Source organism: Mucilaginibacter sp. (assembly GCF_039921305.1).
Lineage (GTDB): Bacteria > Bacteroidota > Bacteroidia > Sphingobacteriales > Sphingobacteriaceae > Mucilaginibacter.
The window spans coordinates 98,327-117,863 of sequence record NZ_JBDSCA010000023.1 but is presented as its reverse complement, the minus strand read 5'-3'; the positions used below and the strand labels follow the sequence as shown (position 1 = coordinate 117,863).

23 protein-coding genes are annotated in these 19,537 nt (G+C 44.2%); 7 read left to right on the top strand and 16 right to left on the bottom strand.

The genetic code is table 11. From position 1 onward, the window contains the following. The first annotated feature begins 62 nt into the window (after positions 1 to 62). The gene (locus ABIN91_RS06355) at positions 63 to 968 is read left to right on the top strand and encodes an alpha/beta hydrolase (protein ID WP_348049636.1); all 906 of its coding nucleotides are present in this window, start codon (positions 63 to 65) and stop codon (positions 966 to 968) included. Between the two features lie 15 nt (positions 969 to 983). On the opposite strand, the gene ABIN91_RS06350 is transcribed toward ABIN91_RS06355, so the two are convergent. Continuing rightward, positions 984 to 1,526, bottom strand: coding sequence for a hypothetical protein (locus ABIN91_RS06350; RefSeq protein ID WP_348049634.1), 543 nt, complete (start codon positions 1,524 to 1,526; stop codon positions 984 to 986). Between the two features lie 82 nt (positions 1,527 to 1,608). On the opposite strand from ABIN91_RS06350, the gene ABIN91_RS06345 reads away from it, so the two are divergent. Continuing rightward, positions 1,609 to 2,958, top strand: a complete 1,350-nt coding sequence (locus ABIN91_RS06345) for an NAD(P)/FAD-dependent oxidoreductase (RefSeq protein WP_348049632.1) — start codon at positions 1,609 to 1,611, stop codon at positions 2,956 to 2,958. Positions 2,959 to 3,049: 91 nt separating this feature from the next. Here the strand turns inward: ABIN91_RS06345 and ABIN91_RS06340 are convergent, their stop codons facing one another. Beyond that, the gene (locus ABIN91_RS06340; protein WP_348049631.1) at positions 3,050 to 3,547 is read right to left on the bottom strand and encodes a DUF3347 domain-containing protein; all 498 of its coding nucleotides are present in this window, start codon (positions 3,545 to 3,547) and stop codon (positions 3,050 to 3,052) included. A gap of 48 nt (positions 3,548 to 3,595) precedes the next feature. Between ABIN91_RS06340 and ABIN91_RS06335 the strand changes: the two genes are divergently transcribed. From ABIN91_RS06335 to ABIN91_RS06325, 3 genes are read left to right on the top strand one after another with little or no spacing between them, the layout of a single operon-like run. Then, positions 3,596 to 4,420 carry a DUF1223 domain-containing protein gene (locus ABIN91_RS06335; protein ID WP_348049629.1) on the top strand — a complete coding sequence of 275 codons (825 nt, stop codon included), beginning with the start codon at positions 3,596 to 3,598 and terminating at the stop codon, positions 4,418 to 4,420. Positions 4,421 to 4,445: 25 nt separating this feature from the next. Beyond that, complete coding sequence (locus tag ABIN91_RS06330) at positions 4,446 to 5,144, top strand: cytochrome b/b6 domain-containing protein (RefSeq protein ID WP_348049627.1); 699 nt, start codon at positions 4,446 to 4,448, stop codon at positions 5,142 to 5,144. Beyond that, positions 5,128 to 5,919 (top strand): molybdopterin-dependent oxidoreductase, encoded by a 792-nt coding sequence (locus ABIN91_RS06325; protein WP_348049625.1) that lies wholly within the window; start codon positions 5,128 to 5,130, stop codon positions 5,917 to 5,919. Before ABIN91_RS06330 ends, ABIN91_RS06325 begins: the two co-directional genes overlap by 17 nt. A 187-nt stretch (positions 5,920 to 6,106) precedes the next feature. On the opposite strand, the gene ABIN91_RS06320 is transcribed toward ABIN91_RS06325, so the two are convergent. The 9 genes from ABIN91_RS06320 to ABIN91_RS06280 form a co-directional block, all read right to left on the bottom strand. Further along, positions 6,107 to 7,333, bottom strand: a complete 1,227-nt coding sequence (locus tag ABIN91_RS06320) for a multidrug effflux MFS transporter (protein ID WP_348049623.1) — start codon at positions 7,331 to 7,333, stop codon at positions 6,107 to 6,109. 81 nt (positions 7,334 to 7,414) lie between these two features. After that, positions 7,415 to 7,630 carry a cysteine-rich CWC family protein gene (locus ABIN91_RS06315; protein ID WP_348049622.1) on the bottom strand — a complete coding sequence of 72 codons (216 nt, stop codon included), beginning with the start codon at positions 7,628 to 7,630 and terminating at the stop codon, positions 7,415 to 7,417. 169 nt (positions 7,631 to 7,799) lie between these two features. Further along, positions 7,800 to 9,011 (bottom strand): hypothetical protein, encoded by a 1,212-nt coding sequence (locus tag ABIN91_RS06310; RefSeq protein ID WP_348049620.1) that lies wholly within the window; start codon positions 9,009 to 9,011, stop codon positions 7,800 to 7,802. Positions 9,012 to 9,272: 261 nt separating this feature from the next. After that, a complete protein-coding gene (locus ABIN91_RS06305; protein ID WP_348049618.1) occupies positions 9,273 to 9,482 on the bottom strand; it encodes a hypothetical protein in 210 nt (69 codons plus the stop codon). A gap of 39 nt (positions 9,483 to 9,521) precedes the next feature. Next, complete coding sequence (locus ABIN91_RS06300) at positions 9,522 to 10,238, bottom strand: metallophosphoesterase family protein (RefSeq protein WP_348049616.1); 717 nt, start codon at positions 10,236 to 10,238, stop codon at positions 9,522 to 9,524. Beyond that, positions 10,235 to 11,317 carry an ACR3 family arsenite efflux transporter gene (gene arsB, locus ABIN91_RS06295; RefSeq protein ID WP_348049614.1) on the bottom strand — a complete coding sequence of 361 codons (1,083 nt, stop codon included), beginning with the start codon at positions 11,315 to 11,317 and terminating at the stop codon, positions 10,235 to 10,237. The genes ABIN91_RS06300 and arsB overlap by 4 nt, the downstream gene beginning before the upstream one ends. Further along, positions 11,314 to 11,754, bottom strand: coding sequence for an arsenate reductase ArsC (locus ABIN91_RS06290; protein ID WP_348049610.1), 441 nt, complete (start codon positions 11,752 to 11,754; stop codon positions 11,314 to 11,316). Before ABIN91_RS06290 ends, arsB begins: the two co-directional genes overlap by 4 nt. 69 nt (positions 11,755 to 11,823) lie before the next feature. Next, positions 11,824 to 12,390: a DUF6428 family protein gene (locus ABIN91_RS06285; RefSeq protein WP_348049608.1), complete on the bottom strand. Its 567-nt coding sequence runs from the start codon at positions 12,388 to 12,390 to the stop codon at positions 11,824 to 11,826. An 8-nt stretch (positions 12,391 to 12,398) separates the two neighbouring features. Continuing rightward, positions 12,399 to 12,737, bottom strand: a complete 339-nt coding sequence (locus ABIN91_RS06280) for a metalloregulator ArsR/SmtB family transcription factor (RefSeq protein WP_348049606.1) — start codon at positions 12,735 to 12,737, stop codon at positions 12,399 to 12,401. Between the two features lie 119 nt (positions 12,738 to 12,856). On the opposite strand from ABIN91_RS06280, the gene ABIN91_RS06275 reads away from it, so the two are divergent. Together ABIN91_RS06275 and ABIN91_RS06270 are read left to right on the top strand one after the other, a co-directional pair. Continuing rightward, positions 12,857 to 13,558 (top strand): 3'-5' exonuclease, encoded by a 702-nt coding sequence (locus ABIN91_RS06275; RefSeq protein WP_348049604.1) that lies wholly within the window; start codon positions 12,857 to 12,859, stop codon positions 13,556 to 13,558. After that, on the top strand, positions 13,555 to 15,462 hold the full coding sequence (locus ABIN91_RS06270; protein ID WP_348049602.1) for a DUF294 nucleotidyltransferase-like domain-containing protein: 1,908 nt from the start codon (positions 13,555 to 13,557) through the stop codon (positions 15,460 to 15,462). Before ABIN91_RS06275 ends, ABIN91_RS06270 begins: the two co-directional genes overlap by 4 nt. Before the next feature lie 104 nt (positions 15,463 to 15,566). On the opposite strand, the gene ABIN91_RS06265 is transcribed toward ABIN91_RS06270, so the two are convergent. The 5 genes from ABIN91_RS06265 to ABIN91_RS06245 form a co-directional block, all read right to left on the bottom strand. Then, positions 15,567 to 16,298, bottom strand: coding sequence for a hypothetical protein (locus ABIN91_RS06265; protein ID WP_348049600.1), 732 nt, complete (start codon positions 16,296 to 16,298; stop codon positions 15,567 to 15,569). A 217-nt stretch (positions 16,299 to 16,515) separates the two neighbouring features. Then, on the bottom strand, positions 16,516 to 17,751 hold the full coding sequence (locus tag ABIN91_RS06260) for a sigma-70 family RNA polymerase sigma factor (RefSeq protein WP_348049598.1): 1,236 nt from the start codon (positions 17,749 to 17,751) through the stop codon (positions 16,516 to 16,518). A 184-nt stretch (positions 17,752 to 17,935) separates the two neighbouring features. After that, complete coding sequence (locus ABIN91_RS06255; RefSeq protein ID WP_348049596.1) at positions 17,936 to 18,286, bottom strand: YciI family protein; 351 nt, start codon at positions 18,284 to 18,286, stop codon at positions 17,936 to 17,938. A 79-nt stretch (positions 18,287 to 18,365) separates the two neighbouring features. Then, positions 18,366 to 18,713 (bottom strand): YciI family protein, encoded by a 348-nt coding sequence (locus ABIN91_RS06250; protein ID WP_348049594.1) that lies wholly within the window; start codon positions 18,711 to 18,713, stop codon positions 18,366 to 18,368. A gap of 314 nt (positions 18,714 to 19,027) precedes the next feature. After that, positions 19,028 to 19,519 (bottom strand): HAD family hydrolase, encoded by a 492-nt coding sequence (locus ABIN91_RS06245; RefSeq protein ID WP_348049592.1) that lies wholly within the window; start codon positions 19,517 to 19,519, stop codon positions 19,028 to 19,030. Positions 19,520 to 19,537 lie beyond the last annotated feature (18 nt).

The window sequence follows — 19,537 nt, the reverse complement described above, 5'->3', positions numbered from 1 at the left end:
TATTTTAGGTAATCAATCTTCCATCTTACCTATTACATCTTCCATTAACCCAACATTACTCAATGAAAAACCTTGTTATAACCGTACTCCTTAGCTTAACAACTTTAAGCTTAAAGGCCCAAACCATTATTTCGCTATATGCCGAAGGTAAAATACCTAACTCCATAGCAACTGCCAATACCGAAGTAAAAACGGTTGGCAAAACGGGTAGTATAGCATACACCAAGGTGTCCATCCCAACGCTCGAAGTTCGCATCCCCGAAAAGGGTAATGGTACGGCGGTTGTAATATGCCCCGGCGGTGGCTACTCCAGTTTGCAATACACGCACGAGGGTACGGCCATTGCCGATGAATTTTTAAAACGTGGCATAGCAACTTTCGTGTTAAAATACCGCCTGCCCAGTGATGCCTGGATGAAGGATAAAAACATAGGCCCTTTGCAGGATGCGCAGCAAGCCATTAAAATAGTACGCATGCGCGCCAAAGAGTGGGGTGTTGACACGGCTAAAGTTGGTATTATAGGTTTTTCGGCAGGGGGGCATTTGGCCGCTACGGCAGGTACGCACTTTGATAAACCTGTTATTGATAATAAAGAGAATACCAACCTGCGTCCAACTTTTATGGTGCTGGTTTATCCGGTTATTAGCTTGAGCGATAGCCTGATGCATAAAGGATCGCGCGATAATTTACTGGGTAAAACACCATCGGCACAGTTGGTAGATCTGTATTCGGCAGATAAGCAGGTGGCTAAAAATACGCCGCCAGCCTTTTTGGCCCATGCGGGCGATGATCATACGGTTAAAGTGGCCAATAGTGTTAACATGTATACCGCCCTGCAAACCAAAGGCATATCCGCCGAACTGCATGTATACCCCAAAGGTGGCCACGGTTTCGCCGGAAGGGATAACAACGCGGGCCATTGGATAGATCGCTGCTACGAGTGGATGAAAGAGAATGGGTGGTTGTGAATAATAAAGTGATAACTAAATAGTAACTAACACCATATAAAACGCGTGGTAAAGTTCTCGTAAAGTATCAATATCGGTAATGCCGTCTTCAATGTTGAGTTCTAAAAAGGCTTCTTTTTTGTCGCTGCCTTCCACACTGTGTAGGCGGATACCTAAGTCGAAGTTTTCCAGCTCGGTGAGAGTTTTGCGGGTTTGTTCATCAGTAAACAGGGTTTTAACCTTTTCAACATCGTTGGTTTTAACAATCAGGTGCTCGTCCAGTTCGGGATAACCTATTGTCACATCCTGCATATTAAAAAACTTGCCTATCTCGTCGGTAAAATGCTCTTCGTGAATGGCAAATTGAAAATTAGTGCTGTTTAGTGGTGCACGGTAAGTAGTGGTAGCATAGCCGCCTTCAAAACCACCGCCAAGGTCAATATCAATATCTAAATAAACCTGGGCCTGGCCCTGTTGTATAATGGCATGGTATTCTAAAATATCGTCGTTAATATCGGCGGCAATTTGCTTCCATATTTGCTCTTCGGTTGCGCCGGTGTAGGTTTTATCAGTTTCCATAGTCTTGGTTTTTAGGTCGAAATATATAACAGGGGTTTACAACTATTGTTTTATCAGGTATGGTTAATAATTTAACCATTTAATGTTGATTGCAACAATAAGCGGCTATTATTGTAATAACAAAATGCAGGCAGATATCTTAATTATAGGTGCGGGGGCATCCGGCTTAATGGCGGGTATGCAATTATCCCGAAAAGGAAAAAAGGTTTTAGTTTTAGAGGCTCGTGATAGAATAGGCGGCCGCATTCATACCATTACAAATCGTGGTTTTAAGCAAGCTACCGAGCTGGGTGCCGAGTTTGTGCATGGCAAATTACCGGTTACGCTTGCCTTGCTAAAAGAAGCCAAAATAAAACCGCTGGATGCTGTAGGCGATATGTGGCGCTACGCGGATGGTAGGTTCCACAAATCCGAACAGTTTTTGGTTCATTATGAGGTGATCATCAAAAAGCTGAACGCTTTGAAAACCGATATTACATTGGATGAATTTTTGACCAGGTACCTCTCGGCAAAAAAATATACCGAAACCTGTAGCATGTTGCGCAACTTTGCAGCCGGATACGATACGGCCGATCCATCGCGCTTTAGCGCCTTTGCCATGCGTAAAGAATTACAAAGCGAGGACGACGACCACCAATACCGGGTTAATGGTGGTTATTGTACTATGATAGGCTATTTAGAAAGTGAAATAGTTAAAAATGGGGGCATCGTTAGTTTATCAACCATAGTAAAAGAGCTGCAATGGGAGCAGGGAATGGTAAAAGCCATTGCTGCCGATGGGCGTGAGTTTACTGCCCAAAAAGTGATTATGGCTTTACCATTGGGCGTTTTACAGGCTAACAAGCATGATGAAGGCGCGATTGCTTTTACGCCACCCATCCCCGAAAGGGAACATGCTTTACAGCAAATGGGTATGGGCAACGTAATTAAACTGCTGTTACAATTTGACGAGGTGTTTTGGGAAAAGCAGGCCATTAAAAAAGGCGCTAAAGCGGATGTAAAAGAAATGAGCTACCTGTTTAGCACCGAAACCATACCTACCTGGTGGACCCAGCGCCCGCATACCATACCGCTGCTAACCGGTTGGCTGGGCGGACCAGCAGCCGAAAACCTTAAAAATGCCGATGATGAGTATATCCTGAATTTGGGTCTGTTATCGCTATCAAATATTTATGATATGCCGGTTGCCAGCCTTCGCGCAAAGCTAACCGCGCATCAGGTTGTAAACTGGCCCGCCGATCCCTTCATCCGCGGATCATACAGTTACGCAACCATATTTACTAATGAGGCCCGCAAGTTATTGGCCCAACCCGTTCAAGATACAATTTACTTTACAGGAGAATTTATGTACGATGGCCCCGAAATGGGAACCGTTGAAGCCGCACTGGCAAGCGGGAAAGAGGTAGCTGATGGAATAGGATCAAGAGGCTAGACTCAAGAATCAAGACCTTTTTCCAAATTATCGCCAATTTGTATTGGAAGAGTGTTTTTTATATCTTGATTCTTGAGTCTTGATTCTTATTTTAATTCGCTTTTATAGTTTCTTTCACGCTACCGCAATCTTCCATGTCTTTACCATAAAAGGGATTGCGTATGGCGGCGGTTTCGCTTAACCAACTGGCTTTTTTCATGGGGCAGTATTGCTCGTAAACAATGGTGCTGTTCAGTTTTAAGGCTTTGGTAACAGCTATCATGTTTTTAGACAGGCTGGTGAAATGTTCACGCTGATGAGCTAACTTGTCCGATTCGCTGATATGCTCGCCGTCAAACCTTAGTTTTTCACCGTAGGCTTTCCAGGTCGTTTTTTGTTTATCATTCATTTGTGCCGGGTTAACCTCTTTTAAAGCGGCGGTAAACTCCTTGCCGCGGTCATTAGCCAGTTTGCTGTTATCGGCAACCAGGGCGTTTTTAAGATTTATATAAGCGGTTAATACTTTGTTTACACTGCCGCTAAGCGTAGTTTGTGCTTTAGCTGATGCGGTTATTAATAAGGCTATAAATAAAAATTTAATGCTTTTCATGATGTTGATTTTGTGATGTAAATATAGCAGATGCTTAATTAGAAACGAATGGTTATATTTAACAGTATTATTGTAAGGATATTATGGCACGCACGACTAAGCCCTAAAAACCAAACCATGAAACTCAATAAAATATTACCCGTGCTTGCTTTTGCAGCACTAACCCTGTTGGGGATATATGCCTTTAAAAGCAGGGAAAACAAAAAATCCATACCCGAAAATGGCTTTGCGTTGGTAGAATTATTCACCAGCGAAGGCTGCTCAAGCTGCCCGCCTGCCGATGAATTAGTTTCGCGCATTATTAAAGAAGATAAAAACAAAGCCGTATACGTTTTAGGCTACCATGTTGATTATTGGAACCATTTAGGCTGGCGCGATGAGTTTAGCAAAGCCGAATACTCCGAGAGGCAACGCAAATATGCTACTTACCTGCACGCTGATGTGTATACACCCCAAATTGTAGTGAACGGCAAGCGGGAGTTTGTAGGATCATCAGAAAATTCGTTACGCATTGCTATACAGGCTGGCTTGCGGCAAACCGGTATTGAGCCTGTTGCTTTGAGCGATGTCCATTTTAGCAATAGTATTTTGAGTCTGCAATATCAAACTAAAAACACGGCTAACCGCGCCTTGCTAATAGCTTTTGTGCAAAACAATGCCAGGAGCAATGTGAAAAGCGGCGAGAACGGCGGCCACGTTCTCAACCATGTAAACATTGTGCGCTATCTGGAAAGCATCAAACTCAACAAAACCAACAGTACCGAAAATATTAAGCTGCCTGCAGGGTTTAGCACTCAAACCTGGCAGGTTATTGGTTTTGTACAAAATATAGCCACGGGCGAGGTATTATCGGCACAAAGAATTATGAATTAAGGCGTTTAAGCTCATTATAAAAAGGATGAAAAAGATAAGAGAGAAACATTCACTTGCCATGCGCTGGTTCCATTGGATAAATTTCCCGGTGCTGGCCGTAATGATATGGAGCGGGATGCTTATTTATTGGGCCAGTGATACTTATAAGATACAAATTGGCAATAACCTGGTATTCCATTTCTTCCCCGAAGGTTTTTATAATTACTTCCACATTAGCCGCCGTTTGGCCGAGGGTATGGCCTTTCACTTTTTATTGATGTGGTTTTTTGCGCTTAATGGCTTTTTATATGTGCTTTACACCATCATATCGGGCGAATGGCGGGCATTGGTACCCGAAAGGAAATCGTTTAAAGAAGCCTGGCTGGTGCTACTGCACGATTTACATATCCGCAAAAGCACCCCGCCGCAAGGCAAATACAACGCTGCCCAGCGGATAGCCTATACCGCGATAATTGTGATGGGCTTTGGTTCGCTGGTAAGCGGGCTGGCTATTTATAAACCTGTTCAGTTTTATTGGGTGTGCTGGTTATGTGGCGGTTACCATTTTGCACGCATTATTCATTTTGCGCTTACTATTGGTTATTGTTTGTTTTTTTTGATCCACATAGTACAGGTAATATTGGCCGGATGGCGCAACTTTCAATCGGTTATTACCGGTTTTGAAACCGTTAAAGAAGACAAAATTGTTAACGATTTAGCTAACAACCATGAAGAAGCCCATTAACAAACACATAGAAATGCCCGAAAAAATGCTGAGTGATCAACAGATCAAACGCCGTAGCTTTATCGCTTTTGGTAGTTTTATCGCGTTAAGCGGGGCAACTTATTTTGGCTGGCGCAAGCTGTATACATCGGCCATTGAGCCTAAAACCATTACCGGTGTAGCCCACAAGCCTTTACGCAGGGCGCTTAATCAAAACGAGTTGTTTTTTAGGCGTTTATTTAGTCGTAACCATTTGGTGCGCACTTATCCTAAAGAACTGGCCGCTAAAAACGTGCGCCAGAATAGCGATATTGGTTTAGAAACTGAATTTGATATTGCCGCCTGGACATTGCAAATACAACGTGCCCCCGGCGATATATTAAATGTTACCCTTGATGAGTTAAAAGCTTTACCCAAAACCGAGATCGTATTCGATTTTAAATGCGTTGAGGGTTGGGACCAGATACAACACTGGGCAGGCGTAAAATTTACCGATTTTGTGGCCCATTACAAATTAGACAAGCTTGCTCAAATGGACTACGTAGGCATGGCAACCCCCGATAAGCAATACTACGTGGGTCTGGATATGGATAGCGCCATGCACCCCCAAACCATTTTAGCCTACGAAATGAACGACAAGCCCGTACCCATGGATCACGGTGCGCCGTTGCGTTTAATTATCCCGGTAAAATATGGTATTAAGAATTTGAAACGGATATCGACGATTACCTTCAGCAACACCCGTCCGCCAGATTATTGGGCCGAGCACGGCTATGATTATTACTCGGGGCTGTAATTAATGATTGAAGGATTGAATGACTGAAGGATTGAATAGTTATAATGATTGAAGGATTGAATGACTGAAGGATTGAAGGATTGAGTAATTGAAGAATAGAAAGATTGAATAATTAAAAAAATGTTAATTATTCAATTCAGGTATTGTCACTATAAAGGCCCATTCAATCCTTCAATCATTGTATACCTCAATGCATCACAACACCTGAGTCTTCGCTCACTTCAACCTTGTGTTTGATTATCCGCCTGCCCACCAGTAAAATAACCAGTGCTATTACCGATGTTGCGCCCATTATGCCCGCTAAGGGAACCGGGGTATTATCGTCCAATATGCTTACCGCGAATGATGTTAACGCGCCTATACCCAACTGTAAGGCACCCATTAATGATGATGCTGTACCCGCGTTGCGGCTAAATGGTGCCAGTGTTAAGGCTGATGCATTGGAGCTGATAAAGCCCAAACAGCTTAAAAATATGAAGATGAAAAACAGGTTACCCGCCAAACCTAACAAGCCAGCTACAGAAGCGATCACAAATATTACCCCGGAAATGGTTTGTACAATGAGTGCTGTTTTGAGTATCTGTTCGCTTTTATAGTATCTCATAACCAGGCTATTAACCTGACTAAAGCCTACCAAACCGGCGGCCATACTGGCAAAGGTTATGCTGAACATGTTTTTGTTCATGTGGAAAATGCCCATTAGTACTAAGGGCGCACCCGATACGTAAGCAAATAATCCGGAAAAGGCGATAGCTCCGGTAAAGGCGTAGGTATAAAACTGCGGCACTTTTAACACGTGCCAAAAGTTAAGCAAAATGGGCCAGGGCTTTAGGGATAAGGTGGTATCGGGCTTATAACCATCTGGCAGGGCAAATATTACGGCTATCAATATCAAAACAGAGATCCCCGCAAGGGTAATGAAGATGAACTGCCAGCCAAACATTCCGGTAATGGCACCACCCGCAACAGGGGCCAGCAAAGGCGACAGGCCCACAACCAGCATCAGCAACGAAAACACCTTGGCATTATCTTCAACACGGAACAGATCGCGCACCATGGCTACAGATGCCACCGCGGCGGCGCAACTGCCAATGGCTTGTAATAAGCGCAGCCAGATGAGCATTTGAACGTTATGCGCGGCCATGCAACCTATTGATGCGATAATATAAACCGCTAAACCTACATATAAAGGCCTTTTACGTCCGAAACGATCTAACAACGGGCCGTATAGTAATTGCCCGGCTGCTAAACCCACAAAAAAACTGCTTAATGAAAGGGCTACCTGGCTGCTGGTGGTATGCAGGTCGGTGGCTATGGCATCAAAACTGGGCAGGTACATATCAATGGAGAACGGACCAAGCGCTGTTAAAAAACCTAATATGAGTATGCGGAAGAAGTATTCTTTTTTAGTCATGCGTGATGGTGGGATTGATGCTAATCCCGAACGGCGGCAAAGGTCGCCATTATGTTTGTTATTATGAATAAAATGTAGTTTTTAGCCAAGCTCGGCAATGTATTCTTGTTGCAAAATACGCAGGCAACTGGCACAAAGGCAGCCATCATAAAGTTCGCTTACGTACTGCACTTCATTAATGGTAAGCTGCACAGTGCTGCACTGGCATTGGCTAAATTTATTGGCCTTGCACTCAAATGCGGTATTACACCGCTCACAGCGGATAATTTCGTGCTTAGATGATTGTGCGGCTTCCATTGGCACAAAGGTAGGGAATGGATGGTAGAATGAGTGTCAAATTATTCCAATATGTCATTGCGAGGTACGAAGCAATCGCACGGAGGCAGAGCGGCTATACATATTCGCCTTGTAGAGTTCGCGATTGCTTCGTACCCTTACAGCAATGACACAGTTTTAGAATCCCAAATCAAAACACTTCCCCCAAATTCACAAACACCCCGTGCGAATTATCGGTACCAATACCATAGTCAATACCCAGATTGGTGTTTGAGTGTTTATTTATTTTGAGACGGATACCTGCGCCACCGGCGGGTAATAGTTTAGGAATATTGGCTATCACGCTGCGCGGGTAACTTTCCGCGTTAGCGAAAACTACGCCGCCAAGCAGTCCGTTTTTGGTGACGCCGAAGCGAAACTCACCTTCGAGGTACAGCATGTTTTTGCCGCGGAAACGGTCGATAGCGTAACCCCGGCCGGTGTTGTTGTAGGTGTCGTTGCCTACGGCGGGTAAGTCTAAATAGGGTTGTTTTCCGCTTAGGGTAAGCCAGGTATAGCTCCAGAAAGCCAGTACGTTATTGTTGTTTTTTGACAGGCGGAAGTACTTGCGCAGGTCGAGTTGGATGGAGGTCCATGGCGCATCGCTGCCCAGGGCCTTAAAGTTATCGCGGTAAACGGCATTGGCATAAAAACCACCAAGCGAGTTAACCGGGTTAGTGCGGCTATCGAATAGTGCAGTGAGGTTAATACCCGACGATCGGGATGATGAACTTTCGCCGTAGCGTTTAAAGGCGGATACGGTGTTATCAATGTTGCCGTCTTCGGTAATGTTGTAGTGATAATCCAGATTGTAGCCGCCACCTGCGTAAAAGTTTTTGCTTACCTTTTTCAGGATGGTTTGATAAAAACGGATGTAATTAAAATCGATATTATCGGCTTGGAGTTGGGTACTGGCATTGCCGAGGCCGTAAGTTACATCGGGGTATTTGGTGGCGCGCAAATCGGTCACAAATTTGATCTGATCGTTAAAGGCCCAGATGTTTGATTGTGTGATGAAAGTTTGCTGACTATGCGAATCATAAAACGCCTGCGCGTTTATTACCGATTCCTGGCCCTTGTGGTTGCTTTGGGTATAAAAAGTTGTCACGCTACTCAGGCCCGCTGCAAAGCCCGTAGAGAGCGTATAACCCAAAGTTGGCACAATGGATAGGTTGATCTTTTTGGGTTTATCTGGCGCGCTGTTATCGGCTTTTTTACTGAAGAGGGTATGCAATAGATCGCCCACATCCTTTTGTTGGGTCGAATCGGCGGTTTGTGTAGTATCGCCGCAAGGCAAAATAACTTTGCTATACGCGACTGTACTGCACAAAAGCAGACATACGGTTATAAAATTGCGGATCAAGGTTTAATCTGGGTTATTTTCTGCATTTGCAATGCTAACAACAAGTATCAATTAATTAAGTACCGGGTTTGACAAAATGTTGTTACAATGGTTTAATAATGATTAAAGGATGGAATGATTGAGTTGGATAATCGGTGCCTTTTAGCTATTCAATCCGTCCATCCTTCTGTCATTCAATCATTAGGTTAATGGCTGCAAATTAAAATTGCAACATGAAATTTGGGTGAAGTTTATAACAACCCTTAGTATAAATGCAAATAGCTATTCTTTGCGCTCGTTGTTCTTTTTGATATCTTCCTTTTCATCTTCCAAAGCATCGGTTAGTTCGGGGTTAATATCCTGCTCATCGGCAACGTTTCGTCTAATCAAAAACAAGATGAAGGCAATGGCTAATACGATCGCGATAACGATCTCTATAATTGTTGACGTTTCCATGGTTTGGTTTTTTTTAAAGCAGATTTGCTTAGCCATACAACAATGGTAAACGGGTAATGTTCTGTTATATAATTGTTAATAAGCTTGTACCAACATGTCCGCCAATTCATGGGGTAGTGGGCTGTTCAATATCGCGTTGGCTGCTTTTTCAATATCGTATTCAAAGCGGATAAACTCTACTTCAATACTGTCTTTATCCATCCTACTGCTGCCTGCGTTCAGCGTAAGCAACACGTAACAGCCCTTGGGGTTACCATCTTTAGGCTTGCCTACCGAGCCGGTATTGATCACATGGCGGTAGTGATCCCCATCGGCAATAATACGATGATAGGGTTTGTGCGAGTGCCCACCAATTAAAACATCGGCTCCGGCTTGCAGCATTAAGTTGAGTACCAGTGTTTGGTCCATATCTTCCAGCACATATTCATCCACTTTTGCCGGGCTGCCATGCACCATCAAAATATTAAGATCGGGATATTCCAGTCGGATGTGCGAGGGTAATGTGGCTAGGTAATCTAAATGCGCTGTATCAACCAGATGATAGGCATAGTTTTTACCCGATGTTTCGGCGATGCTGGTTTTTAAGTCTTTAACTTTTAAATCATGATTGCCCATTAGTGTAGCTATGCCTCGTTTGCGTATTTCGGCAATCACCTCATTGGGCCAAATGTTGTAGCCTATTAAATCGCCAAGGCAATAAATGGCATCGGGGTGGCGGCTGTCCATATCTTTCAGCATGGCTTCAAAAGCGGGCAGGTTGGCGTGGATATCGCTAAACAGGGCTATCTTCATTTTGTGGCTATTGCAAGGTTATTAAAATACTTTTTACGCAGCCAAAAGGCCACATTAACCAAAGCTATTAAAGCAGGTACCTCAACAAGCGGACCAATTACCCCCGCAAAAGCCTCGCCGCTATTAATGCCGAAAACGCCTATACCAACGGCAATAGCCAGCTCAAAGTTGTTGCCAGTTGCCGTAAAGGCGATAGATGTACTTTTAGCGTAATCGGCACCAAAGTATTTGCCGATGAAGAAACTCAACAAAAACATAATTGTAAAATAAACCACCAGCGGTATGGCTATGCGTAAAACATCCATCGGGATGTGAACAATCAGATCGCCTTTAAGGCTAAACATCACCACAATGGTAAACAGTAAAGCTACCAGTGTAATGGGCGAAATAAAGGGTACATATTTGGTTTGGAACCATTCTTCGCCCTTCAATTTGATCAAAGCATAACGGCTGATGATACCTGCCGCGAATGGTATCCCTAAATAAATACCCACGCTTTTAGCTATCTGGATGATGGTAATATTAACCACCAAGCCCTTAAACCCGAAAATAGGAGGGAGGACAGTAATAAAAATATAAGCATACACGCTGTACAGCAACACCTGGAAAATGCTGTTGAGCGCTATTAAACCAGCAGCATACTCACGGTTACCTTCGGCAAGCTCGTTCCATACCACAACCATAGCTATGCAGCGGGCAAGGCCAATCAATATTAACCCAACCATGTATTCGGGGTAGGCCTGTAAAAAGGTAATGGCTAAAACAAACATCAGGATGGGGCCTATGATCCAGTTGAGCACCAACGATGCGCTTAGTACTTTGATGTCTTTAAAAACCTCGCCCATGTTTTCATACTTCACTTTAACCAGGGGTGGGTACATCATCAATATCAACCCAATAGCCAGCGGAACATTAGTTGTACCGCTCGAAAAGGAATTGATAAACCCAGCCGATGATGGGATAAAATAACCCGTTGCCACGCCAATGGCCATGGCTAAAAATATCCAAAGAGTAAGGTAGCGATCTAAGAAACCTAATTTTTTGCGCTCGGCCACGGGAGTACAGTTGTTAGCGCTCATGCTTTGGCGGATAAGTGTTCGGCTATAAAATTGGCACTGTAAACCTTGATCATTTCGCGCACTCGTCTAAACTCGTTTAGTACTTCATCCGGTGTTCCGGTTGCCTTGGCGGGATCAGGAAAGTTCTGGTGGAAACGTTCAAACTTGCCCGGTAAAAAGGGGCAGGCTTCGTTGGCATTGTCGCATACGGTTATCACAAAATCGAAAGAGATATTCGCATACTCATCCACATTGTTTGAGGTATGTTTTGAAATATCGATATGGTCTTCGGCCATCACTTGTATGGCTTTAGGGTTTACGCCATGTGTCTCAATTCCGGCACTGTAAATGGTTGCTTTATCACCGGCGAAATGTTGCAGGTAGCCGTGAGCTATTTGGCTGCGGCAGCTATTGCCGGTACACAGTACAAGAATGTTTGGAACGTTAGAAGCAGGCATTTTTAGCGGGTTTATTAACTTTCAATATTGAAAGTTTTAATTTATATCTAATTATTATTCAAAATGTTATTAGCAACAACCTGAACCAGTACTACAGCTTGCTGCGGCAGCTAAGTTTACCAGTTGTATTTTGGGTTTTTCGGTAGCGGCAGGTGCGCAGCACTCCTCTCCGCTCTCCGTTGTGCCGCAACTTCCACCACGGTTGATGGCTTTGCACTGCGTAAAATCGGGTGTTAAATTCACCACCAAATTTTCGCCAGCGGCAATAATTTCGGCAGGGTACATTTGGCGGGTATCAAATTGCGAATTGCCAAATTCTATCTTCACTGTGCCCAAAGGGTTAAGCTGTAATTTGCTTTCAACCACCTTTACAATACTCAATGCCTTGCTCACTTGCATGGCCCGTTCGGTACTTTTAGCGGCCGGTTCCCATAGCTGAACAATTACCTCTGTCCAGCTATTCAGCACACCGCCGCAATCAACCGATGTGATGGGGGCCTGCTTAATTTCGGTGATATGGTATGAGGCATCAACCCAAAGGCTTTCGGCATATTGAAACTGAAGAATTAAGTCTGGGTTTTGAACCAGTGCGTTTTTAAAATTTTGCCAGTTCATGGCTTCTTGGTTATTCATCATGGTAAAATTTAGCAGCAGTTTTGGTTTAAGGCGGCTTGCTCCATATCCCCGCTAAGGGTATTAAAGGCCAGGTTAAAGTTTTTAAAGGTTTCCCAGTTAATGCAGTAGCACGATTTTTTTCCGTCAACCGTTCCCTTAATTAACCCGGCGTTCAGCAACTCTTTTAAGTGTTGCGAAACGGTGGCCTGGGCCAATGGCATTACATCCACAATCTCGCCGCAAATGCAGGTGCTGCGCTCGGCCAATACGCGTAGTATGGCTATGCGGGCGGGGTGGGCCATGGCTTTGCATAAATCGGCCAGGTGCTGGTCGGTATCGGTAAAAGCTTCTTTTTTATTGATCGCCATAATTGTTAAATTATATATCGCAAATATACGATGATAAGATTGGGATTTGCAAGAATTTTTTGATTTGGGATTAAAAGTTGTGTCAATGACACTCTAAGAATTTTTCCTATTTTTATTCCGTGCAAGATCATCTCCTCTTCATCGATACCGAAACATCGGGTTTACCTAAAGACTGGACGCAACCCTACTCCAACAATGCCAACTGGCCCTATGCCGTGCAGGTATCGTGGATAGTATTCAACCGCGATGGGGTAGAGCTAAAGCGTGAGGACCACTACATCCGCGATCGCGACTTTGAAATTAATCCCGAAGCGTACAAGATACATGGCATTACCCGCGAATTTTTGGACGACAAAGGTGAGCGCCGCGCATATGTAATGGGCCTGCTTAACGCCGATCTGGAGCAATATAAGCCCATGGTAGTGGGCCATTATATGGAGCTGGACTACAATATCACCGGGGTTGATTTTTATCGCCTGGGCGTTTTAAATAACCCCATGGCAAGCTTGCCGCAGTACTGTACCATGCTGGGCAGCAGGCACTACATCCGCACATCGCAGGTAGAGTATTTGCGTTTAGGGCAGTTGTATGGCACGCTGTTTAACAAACCGCTTGATAACCAGCACAATGCCATGGTTGATGCCGAAGCTACCGCCGAATGCTTTTTTGAGATGCTGCGCACCGGCATTGTGAGCGATCAGGCTATCGAAAAACAACGCATTGATCGCGAAAAGCGTAAACTGCCTGTATCAAAACGTGGCTGCGGCCTGTCCATCTTATTTTTACTGATAATCACCCTTTTAATTGCTTACTGGCTATGAACAACCGGGTAGAATTTTTAAAAACAGTAACCCCATTTAACCTGCTCCCCGAGCATGTTTTGGAAGAAGTTGCCGAGCAACTGCAAGAGATTAACTACAAAAAAGACACCGTGATATACCAGCAGGAAATTACCAAACTGCGTGGTGTAGAGCTGATTGTTGATGGCGAGTACGAGTCCTTTTTTTACGATAGCGCGCATACTAAACGCCTTTTGGAATATTATAGAACCGGTTTTTGCTTCGGCGGCATATCAATGCTGGTTAATCGCAAGCAATCCATCCGCACGGTAATTGCCAAAAAGGGTACGCGTATTTACTTTTTGCACCGTAAAGAGTTTAGGGCGCTGTGCAAGGCTTACGATGAGTTTTTCCAATACTTCACATCCGAGTTTGGCAAGCTGATGCTGAACGACGAGTTCTCGCATTTTTTTAAACGGCCCGCCACTTTCGAGGAAAGCTATATTGCGTCCGAGCAATTATACTCCCGCAAAATTGAAAGCATTGAGTACCGCGATATTGTAGCTTGCCGCGATGATACGCCTATTTTTGAGGCCGCCCGCATGATGGCCCAGCACAAGATCAGTTGTATTTTTGTGCGCAACGCTGCCGAAGATATTATAGGCTACGTTACCGATATTACCTTGCGGGATAATGTAGTGGCGCAGCTGTTAGATGCCCATCAACAGGTTAGTAATGTGATGGATAATCCTATTATCTCAATCAATACTGAAGCTTACGTTTACGAGGCTATATTGATGATGTTTCGTACCAAAACACGTTACCTGCTCATTAAAAAGGATGATGCCTTTGTAGGGTTCATCAGCAGGACCAAGCTACTGAGCGATCAGGCGCAATCACCGCTGGTGTTTATCCAGTCGGTTAAGCTGGCTATTTCTGTAAGCGAGTTGAAGCGTAAATGGGAAACCGTTCCGCAAATGGCAACCCAGCTTTTGGGCCGTGGTGTGCATGCCGAAATTGTGAACCAGGTGATCACCACCGTTGCCGATACCATCGCGATAAAGGTGATCGAGAGTGTGATAGAGGAAGTGGGCAAACCACCCGCTAAATTTGTATTTATGGTGCTGGGCAGCGAGGGCCGCAAAGAGCAAACCTTTAAAACCGACCAGGATAATGCCATCATCTACGAAGATAAAGCTAACGAGCACCGCGAAGAAGTGCGCGAATATTTTTTAGAATTTGCCAAGCGCGTATCCGATAAGCTTAATTTTATTGGCTTTGTGTACTGCGAGGGTGGTTTTATGGCCATGAACCCGGAGTGGACGCACTCGCTATCGTACTGGAAACGCAATTACCTGAGCTGGATGGCCGAATCGGTGCCGGAGAGTGTGGTGAAATTCTCAACCTTTTTTGATTGCCGCCATATTTACGGCGAAGAATCCATCATGACCGAGCTAAAAGAGTTTTTAGATAAGGAACTGGAGAACCCGATGGAAAAGCTTTTCTTCCACATGGCCAAAAACGCATTACAGTACGAACCACCACTTACCTTTTTTAAACGCATCAGAACGTTCACCAAGGGCTCGCAAGAGGTTTTCGATATCAAGAAGGCTATGACACCCATTGTGGATCTGGCGCGCGTATACGCGCTTAAAAACCACATTTTTGATGTAAACACAGGCGAAAGGTTAAAGGCGCTAAAAGATAAAGGCATTTTCACCGAAGCCGCCTATCACGAACTGATCCAATCCTACTACTTTTTAATGAGCCTGCGCCTGCGTAAGCAAGCCACCCAGATCATCCAGGATAAAACCGCGCCGAATAACTACATAGACCCCGAAACGCTCACCAAAATAGAGCGCGTAACCTTAACCGAGATATTCAAAACGATAGAAGGTTTCCAGGCCCGGATACGGATGGAATTTACAGGAAGCTTGTTGGGATAAGATGGAAGATGTGGGAAGAGAGATGTAAAAGGTATCAGGTAAGATGGAAGATGTATCTAATGATCACATCTTCCATCTTACCTATCCCATCTTCCCTAAAATAATTACTTCGGTTTATTAGCCAGCGTAGCGCCGCTGCACGCTAGCATGTTGCCTTTAATTTTGTTGTATAACGTTGTATTGATGGTTTTGCTGATCAATATGCTGCCGTTTGTGGTGCGGGTGGTATTGTCAATCTCAGATGGAGAAACGCTGTTTAAAAACATGTTAAGGTGCATAGCTATGTTGGCGGTAAAATCTTTACTGCCGTCGGCTATAATATTGGCTATGTTTACGTTTATCTCCAGGTTATCGTTCAAATCAAACTCAACGGGGATATTGGTGCCGCTGCCTGTAGTATAGGTGCCTAATAGTACAATAGGGTATGGCGGGGCGGTAACCTGACTAAATATAACAGTTGCCCTAACATCGGTATAATCACCTTTTGGGATGCTGATGGTGCTTAACAGCGAGTTAAGCGAAAATAGATTGATATTACTTAAACTGCCCGATGAATACTCCGCAGCAAGGCCGCCACGCTTGGCGTTTAGTCTGAAACGTGTGATATTGCCGGTACCTGCATACCACGAAAACGCTTGCTTGCTTGGCGCTATACTTGTTAAAGCAACACCGCCTGCCTGGGTAGCAGCAAATGTAACCACCGGGTTATCCGGAATAAGGGCGAAGGTTAACTCGGGATCCGTAGCGGTAGCCGAAACTTCAGCCTTTTTGCACGCAGCAAACATTAAACATAGCATCGCAGCCACAACACTAAAGCGCAAAACAATACTCTTCATCAATGATTCTTTTAAAAGGGGTTTAATCGTATCTGGATAATTAGTAAACAAATATAAAAATATAATTGAGAATGTAACACTAATTTGACAATTATTTATCAACGTGGTAATATAACAGATGAAAATGCTAATTATCTATAATGGATTGATATTGAGTTGTTAGGGGGAGATGCAGTAGATTTCACTCTGACGCTCTAAATAAATATACTTATTGATATTACCTCTCCAACTCCGAAATCTGTTTCTCAATAACCCGCTTGTCATCGGCAGATTTTGCCAGTTTTAACGCTGTTTTCAGGTGTTCAACAGCCATCGCATCATCCACATTGGTATACAAATTACCCAGCAGGCAATAATACAGGTGGTTATTATTAAGGCCAAGTTTCTCGGCTTCAATAATGGCTGCCGGTTTGCCCAATGCTTTAGATAGGGCATAGGTACGGTTTAACGCCGCTATGGGCGAATACTCCAGCATAAGCAGCTGATTGTAGTACTGCAAAATGCTTTCCCACTTTTGGGGGCTGTTGGTTTTGTTGGTGTGCCAGTAGGCTATAGCGGCTTCAAGGTGGTATTTGCTGAGTTCGCTTCCGCGCGATGCCTGGTTTAGGTAATGCTCGCCACGGGTTATTAATTCATTATCCCACAGTGTAGTATCCTGATCTTCATAAAGTATAATTTCACCATCGGTATTGGTGCGGGCCTCAAAACGCGAAGCGTGGAAACACATCAGCGCAAGCAAAGCATTAACAAAAGGCAGGTTGGTACCGGGGTTTTGAGTGAGCAGATAGGTGAGGCGCATAGCCTCTAAACAAAGATCTTTTTGCAGTGCCTTATTTTTAGATGCCGAATGGTAGCCTTCGTTAAACAAAAGGTAGAGCGTAGTCAATACGTTTTGGAGCCTTCTGCTGATATCTGCCGGTTTGGGGAACTCTATCTTAACCTGCTCGGTCCGCAGTTTCTCTTTAGCCCTGAAAAGGCGCTTGTTGATGGTTTCTTTGTTAGAGAGGAAGGCGTCGGCTATCTCCTCGATGCCAAAACCGCAGAGGATGCGGAGCGATAGGCCTATCTGCGCTTCGGGCGGGATGCAGGGCTGGCAAATGGCAAACATCATTTGCAGCTGACTATCAGCAATGTTCTTCCCCGAAAGGTCGATATCGATCTCAAATAATTCGGATTGGTTGCGCCTGATCTCGGCCGTTATCTTATCGTTGAAAAGCGTATGGCGCTTTAAGTAATCCTTCGCCTTGTTTTTGGCTACGGTGTACAGCCAGGCGGTAGGGTTTTCGGGCAAACCTTTTAATCCCCAGGTTTCGGCGGCAAGCATAAAGGTATCGCTCACCAGGTCTTCGGCTATCTCAATATGTTCAAAACCAAACAGTTTAGCCAATACAGCTGTAATTTTACTGTATTCGGTACGGAACAAATGGGGGATAAGCTCGTTTTGGGTTTGCATAGTTAATTTAACCACAGAGTTCACAAAGAGAAAATAATAATATCGAATACTGAATTTCGAATGTCCAACACCGAATTACTTCAAAATTCGACATTTAGTGTTCAGTGTTCGATATTCATTAAGTAAAAATCTCTCAACTTAATAACATCGGGCTTCTCTGTGCCCTCTGTGGTTAATTGTTAGTTTACATTTGCATGGGTATAATACTGCGTACCTCAACGCTGCCGCCATTACCAGTTAGCATTGGGCAACCTTTGGCCAACTCAATAGCCTCGGCCAGATCGGCGGCTCTAACTACTATGTAACCGCCTATTAACTCTTTGGTTTCGGCGTAAGGGCCATCGGTAACTATCGTTGTCGATTTTAAAACCGCGCCTTCATCGCCTAAACGGTTGCCGCTGCTTACCAGTTTGTTTTGCGCGGCAATACCGCCCATCCAGTTGCCCCATACCTCAAGGCGTTGTTTCCATTGGTCGGCAGTAACGTTTGCGCTCAATGCCGGGTCTGATCTGAAGATCATTGTAAATTCGTTCATAGTTGTAAGTTTTAATGTTTATAACCTAATTACGATCAGCTTTTTAATTATCGGACAAGGCCGCCAAATTAATTTACAATTACTTTTGCATCGGTATAATACTCCTTACCTCAACACTGCCACCGGCGCTAAATACGGGGCAGCCTTTGGCCATTTCAACAGCTTCGGCCAGGTTTTGGGCATTAACTATGATAAAGCCGCTCACAATCTCTTTGGTTTCGGCATAAGGGCCATCGGTAATTACGGTTGGCGATGTGAGTACCGCTCCTTCAAAATCTAAACGGTTACCGGGGTTAGCCAGTTTGTTTTGGGCGGCAATACCACCAATCCAATCGCGCCATTGGTTTAAAATGCCCTGCATTTGCTCGGGCGAAAACTGTACATCGGGGTTTTGCTGGTTACGGAAGATCAAGCTAAATTCTGTCATGGTTTCTGATTTTGTAATGTTTATACCCTAATGACGATCGACTTTTACAGGATTGGACAATGGGATGGTTTATTTTGAAATAAATGTAAAAAGAAGAATCAGGAATCAGGAATCAAAATAAAAAAGCGTCATTTTGAGGAACGAAGCAATCACACCGAAGTTGAACGGCTATACAAAGCGGTTATGCAAAGTTCACCATTGCTTCGTGACCCTTTTGTTAGTCCGGATTTGTAATCCAGGACTCTGCTTTAGGAGGTTTGCAATATTTGCAATCCCCGAAACTAAATATTATAAATCTTAGCTTGATTCTAACTTTACGCTATCATACCCAGCACATCACTAATTGGCTGGTCGCTATCAATCAAAATACCCTTAACTCCGGCAGCGGTACCTGCAACAACATCCCGTTCACGGTCGCCAATAAAGTAGGATAGGGAAGGGTCAATATCATGTTTCTCGATGCCTTGCAACAGCAATCCCGGTTTAGGTTTGCGGCAATCACAATCGCCGGTAAATTGCGGGTGGTGCGGGCAGTAAAAAATATCGGTAAACTCAACACCATGTGCTTTATAAACACTACGCAGGTGCGCATGCATTTTAGCCAGTTCATCTTCGGTATACCATCCTTTGGCAAGGCCGCCCTGGTTGGTAGCTACAATTAACAAGTAACCACGATCCTGTAAAGTTTTGAGCGTTTCAAAATTATCAAGCACTACAAAGTCCTCAACGCGGGTAACATAATCACCCAATTCTTTATTCAGTACCCCATCACGATCTAAAAAAACAGCTTTATTTTTACCTGGCATGTGTTATTTGTTTGAAGC